This window comes from Dactylosporangium maewongense (assembly GCF_039531485.1).
Taxonomy (GTDB): Bacteria; Actinomycetota; Actinomycetes; order Mycobacteriales; family Micromonosporaceae; genus Dactylosporangium; species Dactylosporangium maewongense.
Genome location: NZ_BAAAQD010000055.1, coordinates 2,303 through 11,220 on the forward strand (window position 1 = coordinate 2,303; position 8,918 = coordinate 11,220).

General features: G+C 69.5%; 11 protein-coding genes. 9 read left to right on the plus strand and 2 right to left on the minus strand.

The genetic code is table 11. The annotated features are described in order from the left end of the window. Positions 1 to 1,815: P-loop NTPase (locus ABD332_RS57875; RefSeq protein WP_344515357.1), on the minus strand; the 1,815-nt coding region annotated here is incomplete at its 3' end. 592 nt (positions 1,816 to 2,407) lie between these two features. Between ABD332_RS57875 and ABD332_RS57880 the strand changes: the two genes are divergently transcribed. The 5 genes from ABD332_RS57880 (at position 2,408) to ABD332_RS57900 (ending at position 6,203) form a co-directional block, all read left to right on the plus strand. Further along, on the plus strand, positions 2,408 to 2,845 hold the full coding sequence (locus ABD332_RS57880; protein ID WP_344515358.1) for a hypothetical protein: 438 nt from the start codon (positions 2,408 to 2,410) through the stop codon (positions 2,843 to 2,845). Continuing rightward, positions 2,842 to 4,302: a relaxase/mobilization nuclease domain-containing protein gene (locus tag ABD332_RS57885; RefSeq protein WP_344515359.1), complete on the plus strand. Its 1,461-nt coding sequence runs from the start codon at positions 2,842 to 2,844 to the stop codon at positions 4,300 to 4,302. Before ABD332_RS57880 ends, ABD332_RS57885 begins: the two co-directional genes overlap by 4 nt. A gap of 10 nt (positions 4,303 to 4,312) precedes the next feature. Beyond that, positions 4,313 to 5,326 carry a hypothetical protein gene (locus ABD332_RS57890; protein WP_344515361.1) on the plus strand — a complete coding sequence of 338 codons (1,014 nt, stop codon included), beginning with the start codon at positions 4,313 to 4,315 and terminating at the stop codon, positions 5,324 to 5,326. Beyond that, the gene (locus ABD332_RS57895; protein ID WP_344515363.1) at positions 5,323 to 5,712 is read left to right on the plus strand and encodes a DUF4913 domain-containing protein; all 390 of its coding nucleotides are present in this window, start codon (positions 5,323 to 5,325) and stop codon (positions 5,710 to 5,712) included. Before ABD332_RS57890 ends, ABD332_RS57895 begins: the two co-directional genes overlap by 4 nt. A gap of 74 nt (positions 5,713 to 5,786) precedes the next feature. Continuing rightward, positions 5,787 to 6,203: a hypothetical protein gene (locus tag ABD332_RS57900; protein ID WP_344515365.1), complete on the plus strand. Its 417-nt coding sequence runs from the start codon at positions 5,787 to 5,789 to the stop codon at positions 6,201 to 6,203. 175 nt (positions 6,204 to 6,378) lie between these two features. Here the strand turns inward: ABD332_RS57900 and ABD332_RS57905 are convergent, their stop codons facing one another. Further along, complete coding sequence (locus tag ABD332_RS57905; RefSeq protein WP_344515367.1) at positions 6,379 to 6,636, minus strand: winged helix-turn-helix domain-containing protein; 258 nt, start codon at positions 6,634 to 6,636, stop codon at positions 6,379 to 6,381. Between the two features lie 84 nt (positions 6,637 to 6,720). Here ABD332_RS57905 and ABD332_RS57910 point away from each other — a divergent pair, with 84 nt between their 5' ends. The 4 genes from ABD332_RS57910 (at position 6,721) to ABD332_RS57925 (ending at position 8,810) form a co-directional block, all read left to right on the plus strand. Beyond that, positions 6,721 to 7,035, plus strand: coding sequence for a hypothetical protein (locus tag ABD332_RS57910; RefSeq protein ID WP_344515369.1), 315 nt, complete (start codon positions 6,721 to 6,723; stop codon positions 7,033 to 7,035). 48 nt (positions 7,036 to 7,083) lie between these two features. Further along, positions 7,084 to 7,641, plus strand: coding sequence for a hypothetical protein (locus tag ABD332_RS57915; protein ID WP_344515371.1), 558 nt, complete (start codon positions 7,084 to 7,086; stop codon positions 7,639 to 7,641). After that, a complete protein-coding gene (locus ABD332_RS57920) occupies positions 7,620 to 8,123 on the plus strand; it encodes a flavoprotein (protein ID WP_344515373.1) in 504 nt (167 codons plus the stop codon). The genes ABD332_RS57915 and ABD332_RS57920 overlap by 22 nt, the downstream gene beginning before the upstream one ends. 174 nt (positions 8,124 to 8,297) lie before the next feature. Further along, on the plus strand, positions 8,298 to 8,810 hold the full coding sequence (locus tag ABD332_RS57925; protein ID WP_344515375.1) for a 2'-5' RNA ligase family protein: 513 nt from the start codon (positions 8,298 to 8,300) through the stop codon (positions 8,808 to 8,810). The last annotated feature ends 108 nt before the right edge of the window (positions 8,811 to 8,918 follow it).

Consider the following 8,918-nt stretch of genomic DNA (forward strand, 5'->3'; position numbering starts at 1 on the left):
GACCGCCTCCCCGGACCGGCCCGCCAGGACCAGCCCTTCGGCGAGGCTGACCAGTCCGTCGGCGATGCAGCGCTGGTGGGCGCTGGGGTCGGCGGTGGCCAGCGCCCGCAGGATGGTGACGGCTTCGGCGGCCGCGGTGACCGCCTCCCCGGACCGGCCCGCCAGGACCAGCCCTTCGGCGAGGCTGACCAGTCCGTCGGCGATGCAGCGCTGGTGGGCGCTGGGGTCGGCGGTGGCCAGCGCCCGCAGGATGGTGACGGCTTCGGTGGCGGCGGTGACCGCCTCCCTGGACCGGCCGGCCTGGCGCAGCCCTTCGGCGAGTCTGACCAGCGTGTTGGCGAGGGAGTGCTGGTGGGCGCTGGGGTCAGTGGTGGCCAGCGCCCGCAGGATGGTGACGGCTTCGGCGGCGGCGGTGACCGCCTCCCCGGACCGGCCGGCCACACGCAGCGCTACGGCCAGGACGGTCAGCGCGGTTGCGTGGTCGTCGGCTGTGGGGGCGTGGGTGACGCGTGCGTGGGCGACGGCGATCTGGGTGTGGTTGAGGACGATCATTCGGTTAGGGAGGAGTTGGCTGAGGCGTTGGGCGGTGTCCCAGTCGGGGTTGGCCTGGTTGACGGCAGTGGCGATAGCGATGTCGATGGGGCCGTACCCGGCGAGGGCGGTGCGGATGGCGATCGGGATCAGTCGCTGCGGGTCGGCGGCAAGGAGGGTGGTGATCGCTGTGGTCGCGGTGGTGGTGTGGGTGGCGGCGCGGGCCAGGGTGGTCAGTACGGCGGTGGCGTGTTCGGGGGTGGCGGCGGTCAGGCTGACGGCTGCGGCGAGGTCGGTATTGCCGGCGAGGGCATCGACGGTGAGGTGCTCCATGAAGATGGCGGGAAGGTGCGGCCGGGTCCAGTAGCCGGTGACCCGCGGGTACAGGTGCAGCCACACGGTGAGAGTGTCGATCAGGTCGGGTGTGGCGTCGTGCAGGCCGGGCAGCAACGGCAACAGTTGGTGGGTGTCGGTGCGGGTGCGGGCGCCGGTGAGCATGGTGAACACCAACAGGTCCCGCAGCACGGTCAGGGTGATGTTCGGGTAGCCGTCGAGGCCGTGTTCGGTGGCGTGGCGTTGCCACTGCTGCTCCTCGCGCTCGAGGAGCGCGGCGATGGCGTCGGTGACGTCGACCGGTCCGAGGTGCCCCTCGTAGGCCTGCCAAGCCGCTTCGAGTGCGGCGGCGTGCATCAGCATCAGCGGGGTGCCGGCGGTGATCCCGGTCAGCGTCATCCCGGTCATGTCGACTCCGACCTGCTCGCCGAACACGGCCATAGCGGCTCTGGCGGCGACCCGCTGGCCGGGGACGTCATCGGCGATCGTGCCCAGCCGGGTCCGGGTCTCGGCGACGTCGACGGCCATGGGCAGCGGCTGCTGCACACCGGTCCACCAATCGGTGAACTCCCGGGCCACCAGCAGCACCCGAACGGTCTGCGGACCGCCGGGCCGGTGCACTACGGTCAGCAGTTCACCGAGGTCGTCACACACGTCGGCGTCATCGACGACGGCCAGCACCGGCCGGTCCCAGCCAGCCGCGACCTCGATCGCCGCCCGCCCCTGCCCGGGCCGGACCCAGCCGACCGCCCACGCCCCGCTCTCCTCACCGGGCAACGCGGCACCGACCTGCATCGCCAGGCGGGTCTTGCCCGAACCCGGCCCACCCGACAGTAGCCACACCAGACCCGGCTGGTCCTCGACACACCATCGCCGGACCGCAGCAACGTACCGCTGGCGGCGCACTTCGAACGGCACCATCGCCTCCCACGGGGCCAGCCAGCCCAGCATGCTGTCCCCGGACCCGTCACCACCCCGACCCGGGCCTGGACCAGCCGCGAACACCTCCGACCACCGCTCAGCCGCCACCACGTGCTCCCGGCGACGGTCCCAGCCCAGCCCAGCCGCGAACCCCGGCAGCGCACCGACCGCGGCAAGCGGTACTCCCACCCAGGGGTTGAGCAGGCCAGCGCCCGCACCCGCACCCCCGGCAATCGCCACCCCGACTAGCGCACCCACCGCACGGCCACGCCACCGCTGCCGACCCTTCGCCATAGCGCCCATAGTGCGTGGTGCAACCACAGCAGCACCATCAGTCACAAGGCCGGATGGAGTCACGGACCAGCGAGGTAAGTCCGAACGGTGCAAGGTCATGTGCACTCTAGGTGCGGACGGTGCAATCTTGCCGCGTACAGGACAACGCCCTTGAACAGCAACGGACGGACTCCCGCTCGGTTGCGGGAGCAAGTTATGGGCTCCTGTACCAGGAGCCCCGGGCTGACCGGGCGCGGTCAGCCTTGAGCAGCGGCGATGCATCGTCGCTGGGTGATCGGCCTCCGGGCCGCTAACGGTGTCGGCAAGGGTGTCCGGCAACGGTGAGCTGGTGACCGAGCAGCAATCACCGATGAAAGTGGCCGCGTCCGCGCGGTCCGGTCGCGGTCGCGACCGGACCCACCTCTTCCCTGGGCGCCCTCGCCGGATCGCCCCGACCTACACCGAGCAGGAGATGGCCGACATCGCGGCGGCAGCCGCCGCCGCGGGACTGACCCCGACCGGGTTCGTCGGCGAAGCCGGCCTGGCCGCCGCCCGCGGCGAGCAGCCGATGACGTTGGGCCGTGAGACTCTCGCGCAGCTTCAGGTGGAGCTGTTCGACGCCCGGGTCGCGGTCGGGCGGATCGGCACCAACCTCAACCAGGGCATTACCGCGTTGAACGCCACCGGCGACGCGCCGGCCTGGCTGGTGCGCGCCGCGGCCCTGTGCGAGCAGCGGATGCGGCGGGTCGATGACGTGATCGCCCGGATCGACCGGGCACTGCGATGATCCCGAAGATCGGCCGCGGCCGTCGGGTGTACGGGCTGCTGCGCTACTTGTACGGGCCGGGGCGACGCGAAGAGCACATCGACCCGCACCTCGTCGCCGCGTGGGACGGCGCCGGGCCGCTGTCTACCCTGGAGCCGCCGATCGGCCAGGACGGCAAACCGGACCTGCGCAAACTCGTCGACCTGCTGGAGCAACCGGTACGGCGTGGGGCCAACCCGCCGCGAAAGCCGGTGTGGCACTGCTCGATCCGCACCCACCCGGAAGACCGGTGGCTCACCGACGAGCAGTGGGCCCGGATCGGGACCGAGGTCATGGCCAAGGTCGGACTCGCGCCGCACGGCGACTCCCGTGCGGTTCGATGGGTCGCGGTGCGGCACGCACCGGACCACATCCACATCGTCGCGACCCTCGTACGGCAGGACCGGCGCACCGAGTGGGCGCGCAACGACCGCTGGCTCGCCCAGGCAGCATGCCGAGACCTTGAAGAACGCTACGGGCTGCACCGGGTCGGCCCCGCCGACCGCACCGCACACACCCGACCGACCACCCGCGAGGTGCACAAGGCCGCCCGCACCGGTCGGCGCGAACGGCCCCGCGACCAGCTGCGCCGCCAGGTCCGCCACGCCGCCGCGGTCGCCGACAGCCAGCAGCAGTTCTTCACACTGCTGCGAGACGCCGGACTACTCGTTCGGACCCGAACAAGTACGGTGAACCCGGAGCAGGTCACCGGCTACGCCGTGGCGTTGGCGAGCCACACCACAGCCGCGGGTCAACCGATCTGGTACGGCGGTGGCCGGCTCGCACCCGACCTCACGCTCCCGCAGCTGCATCGCCGCTGGGGCCAGCCCACCGGGTCGGTCCCGCCGCCCCCGCGCCTGGTTCAGGCCGAGCTGTATGACCAGGCCGCCAGCGAGATCCGCGCCGCGGCCGAGCAGGTTGCACAGGCCGGCGGAGATCCGGCCAGTGCGAGCGCCGCAGCAAGTGCGGCAGCCGACACGCTCACCGTTGCTGCCCGCCTGTTGGAGGGCGATCGACGCGGCCCGCTGCACCGTGCGGCAGAGGCGCTCGACCGGGCCACCCGGGAACCGTACCGGCGACCACTGCCAACGACCATTCGCCGGGAAGGGCTGCGGTCGATGGCACGGCTCCTGCGGCTGGCCGGCGAGCTCACCGACGACAACGCGGTGTTTGCCATGCTCCGCCTCATCCTCACCATGTCGATGCTCGCCGACTCCCTCGCCGACCTGCGTGACGCCCAGCGCCGGCTGCACCAGGAGCGCGCCGCCCGGACCGCCGCGCGGCTGCTGCGTTCGGCCGGCACCCGCAACGGCATGCCCGGGGGTCGCACCCCGGACGTGACCGCAGCGCCGCCGTCAACGCGGCCATCAACCATGCCGCCAACGCGCCGCAACGACGCTCGACGTCAACCCGGGCCGGGCGTCGGTCAGGGCAGATAGGGGAAGGCTGATGGACCTCGGACAGGAGCAGCACCCGGACATCGCTGCGGAAGTCACCCAACGCGCCGGCCAAGCCCTGGCGGTCCTCGGTACCCTCGGCGAGGCCATGGCCCGGCTCGCCGCCGAACAGCGTCGCCACAAACAGGGCCGGGAGGAGGCCCAAACGCAAGCGCAACAGCGTCGGCAGGAACAGGCCGAGAAGCTCCGCGAACACAGCGACCGGCTCGCCGAATACGCCGCCCGGCAACGCGCGACGCACGACCGGCGCCTCATCAACCAGACGCTCGACCCGAACTGGGTCGCCACCGCAGACCTCTACGACCTTGCCACCGTGTGGCGAACTGCCCGGCTCCGAGAACAGCAGTTCCCTGAAGCGCGCGCCGCCGCGGAAACGGTCGAAGAGCAGCTCCGGGACATGTATCCGCGGCCGATGCACCTGTACGACGAAGCCGTCCGCAACGGTACGCCGCGCACCGCCGCGATGCGCGCTGCCGCCGAGGAGATGGCTCATACCCCGGTCATGCGGCCATACGGCCCTGGAACCCGAGCTGGTGCTCTCTGCGCCGCGGACGAACCCGCCGTCGGCAGGGCAGCGTTTGATACCGCGGTCGCCGACGAACAGATCCGCCTCGCCACCGGTATCGACCCCACCGACTACCTCGCCGAGCTGCGCCGGCTCGGGCCAGGCGGTGATGCCGCCGCTGAAGCACTCCGGGCTGCGCTCCTCGAGCGCGCCGGCCGAGAGACCGCGCACGGACTCGCCGACGCGGCGGCGCCCGACAACCCGGCCACGAAGGGCATCAACGAACACACCGTCGACGGCATGCCGGACAACGCGACCCACATCAGCGCCGCCAACCGCGACACCGCCGCCGCGCAGCGCACCGCCGCGCAGCTGGCTGGCGAGTGGTACCCCGACGGGCTGAACCATCCCCACGCCATGCCACACGACGTGGCCCGCCGCGCGCCGGCCACCGCTGTCTCCGCGAACACCGCGGGCCGCACGGCGGGCTTGGCACGATGACCGCCGCGGCCAGCGTCGACACGAGCGAGCAGGAGCAGCACCCACCGCTGTACCCCAGCCTCGAGGCGTGGGTGGTCGGCTACTTCACCCCCATGTTCCTGCACCGCATCCCCGGCAATCCGCGACTGCGCTGGTGCGCCGAGTGGTGGGACCACGCCGAAGCCATCGCCCGTCTCACCCTCCTGTGGACCACCTGGGAAGCCGCCCGCTGGCAACCCGAAGCCAAACCCGGCTGGTGGCTCGACTTCGACCACCACCTGCACATCTTGCTCGCAACTGACGGCCCGTTCCGCAACTGTCGCCAACCCGAAGGTGCCAGGGCCGGCAAGCACGAGCCGCTCACCGTCCCCGACGTCTCTCCAGCGCCAACGGACTGGTGGGAGTAGCTCTCCGCCATCGCGGCTCTGCGCCGTACTGGTGCAAACCCGCGGACGTCTATGTCTCCTGAGAGGTCATAACCGTGCCCGAGGCATCCATCACCCTCAGCGACCTGCTTACCAGCGTGGCGTACACCCTGCCATCAACGGCCAGCCCCGACGACCGATCCGTACGTCAAGCGCTGATGCTCGCCGTCCGTGCAGCGACCGCCACCGCCGACGGTGCAGCCGCAGAGGACTGGGCGTCCTACGCCGGCGCCGTCCAGCATGCAGTCCAAGCGCTGCAAGCCGATCCCGGCGACATACTGGCGCTCACGCACAGCGCCCCTGCGGCCGGACCCGACAGCCTTGAACTTCGCCAGGCCGCCTCCGAACTCGTCAAACGTCTCGCTGACCTCTATGCGACAGCAGCAGCCGCCGCGTTCGATTCCAGTACACGGAGAACCATCTGGTCCCGCGTTGCGCACTACCTCGACGACGCGGCGGCCGAACTGGCATGAGCGGGGTGGCGGGTGACGCACGGCAGCGCACAGCATTGCGGTGTTTTCTGCAGAGCCCGGAGATGCGGGTCGCCTCGACCAGCAGCGACCGGCTCCGCACCCCGGAAGGCGCCAACCGTGGCACTAGGCGCAGTCCCTTGGTCTCCGAACACCTCAGATTCGGCGCCGAAGTCGTTCAAGATTCGGCTACGAATGTCCCACGTCCTGGGACACCGACGACCAGACCGCGCTCCCTCAGGATACGGATGACGATCGCGATGGTCGCGGGTGAGACGTCGTACAGGTCAGCGAGGGACGCGTACGTGGGTAGCTGCGTCCCCGGCACATACTCGCCGCTCCTGATTCGGGCAGCAAGGTCGTCAACGATCTGACCGGACGACATCGGGATTGCTGGCACACCTCGATCTTCGGCTACCAAGGCAGCAGAGAACATGCATTCCTTGTGTTCCCTAGGTTATCTAGATAGCTTGTATAGGCTGGGGAACTGCTTGCGAAACCAATGACCAGGGGAGGAATCATGCGCCTGTATCACCCGGACTGGTGTGCCCGTACCGCGTGTACGGCCTACGGCGTCGAAGGCGACAGAGACCAGACGTTCGAGCTGTGGCACCGCTCCGAGCCCCTTGTGATCCAAACCGACAACCCCAGAGTGAGTCTGTTCATCCACAGGTTCGCGGAGGTGGACGGGTCCGGTGAGTGCCTGGAGCTGGCGATGCTGGAGATTGCTTCCGCAAAGCCGTGGTACCTGACCGATTCGGTTGCGAACCGCGAACTGGTCCTCCCCCGCGAGTCTGCCGATGCCATGTTCCTAGCCATGGCCGCACTGGTCTGAGAACACCAACAGAGCGCTGCGGCGGATGCCAGCGGTGAACCGTTGGTCGTGGCGAGCAGCATGCGCGCGGTGGTCCATGGCCTCTTGGCGGGTGGCCATCCGCAACGGGCAGCTGAAGTCGCAGCCACCGCGGCCGAAAGGCTTGCCGTTGATGTTGGCCTCAGCTCCCGGCAAGTTCTCTCGGTATACGGAGCGTTGCTGCTACGCGGCGCGGTCGCCGCCGCCCGCGCCGAGAATCGGACGCAAGCCGGGACGTTGCTCGATGAGGCAGTGGCGGCGGCCACGCGTATCGGCCGTGACGGCAACGCTTGTTGGACGGCGTTCGGCCCGACCAACGTTGTCGTTCACCGGGTTTCCGTCGCCGTAGAACTGGGCGACGCGGGCACGGCGGTGAACCTTGCCGAGACTGTTGATCTGAGCACGATAGCGGTGCCGGAACGCCGGGCGATGCTGATGCTGGACACCGCGCGGGGGCTGACTCAGTGGGGTAAGCATGAGCGTGCGCTGGATGCGATCCGTAGGGCGGGGCCGCGTCCGGGCTCGACCTGTGCGTCGTCGTGTGTGGTGCCGGTCCTGCCCCGAACGTGGGCGTGCTGGTCGGGTTAGCCCAGAGCGCGGGTTGGTCGGTCCGCGTCGTCGCCACACCTGCCGCTGTCGGGTTCCTCGACATCGATGCGCTGGTCGCGCAGTGCGGAGCTGAGATACGTAGCGACTATCGGCTGACAGGCGGCACTGGCCGCCGGTCGAGCCAGGCCGACGTGCTAATCGTGGCGCCAGCTACCTACAACACGATCAACAAACTCGCGTCCGGGGTGAACGACACATACGCGCTGAACGTCGTCGCCGAGGCCATCGGACGAGGCACACCGGTCGTCATCCTGCCCTTCGTCAACTCCGCTCTCGCCGCCAGGCAGCCATGCAGCCGCTCGGTGCAATCGCTGCGCGCGGAAGGCGTCCGGGTACTGCTTGGCCCAGGAGAATGGGTCCCACACCCACCCGGAACCGGTGACCAGCAGCTCGCCAACTTTCCCTGGCATGCTGCTCTGGCCGCGGCAACTGAGTCCGGCACGTGCTCACCGCCGCCCTGAATGGACTTGTGTCCTCGACGGAAAAGAGGGATTTGGATCCCGGACAGTATGCAATGTCCACCGCACACGCAGCCGAAGTCCGCGACCACTGGTACTGGCGTCCGGGCTGGGGCGTCGGCTCCCGCTTCTACACCTGGCACATCACCTTCAGCAACCAGCCGTCGGTGGCGTCGCTTGCCGACGAGTACCGCGACGTGCTCTCCCCCGCAACCTGCCCTGGACGTCATCCCCATCCAGTGGCTGCACCTGACCATGCAGGGCATCGGCTTCGTCGACCAGGTCCCCCAAGCGGAGGTGGACGCGATCGTCGAGGCTGCCCGTGTCCGATGCGCGGCGCTCAGCCCTATGAAGCTCACCATCGGGACACCCCACGTCGACTCCGAGTCGATCCAGATCGCGGTCCAGCCGGCGGAGCCGGTCCGGCAGCTGCGGTCAGCGATCCGTGGCGCGATCGCCGATGTGTGGGGCGAGGACCGGGTACCGGAAGCAGCCGAGCCGTACAACCCCCACATGAGCCTCGCGTACATCAACGCCCCTGGACCTGGCGCGCCGCTCGTGCAGATGCTCGACGACGCCCCACAGATCACGGCTGACGCGCTCGTCACCTCGTGCCAGCTCATCGTCATAAACAGGGACGAGGGCATGTATGTGTGGGAGCCGCACGCCACGATCACGCTTGGAGGCTGACGCTCCCGAGTTTGACCGCTTAGCCGGATATTTCGGATTTGCAAAGTAGGCGAACGTCACAGGGCAGTCCATCTGGCTGGACTGTTCACCTGATCGAACACGATCACC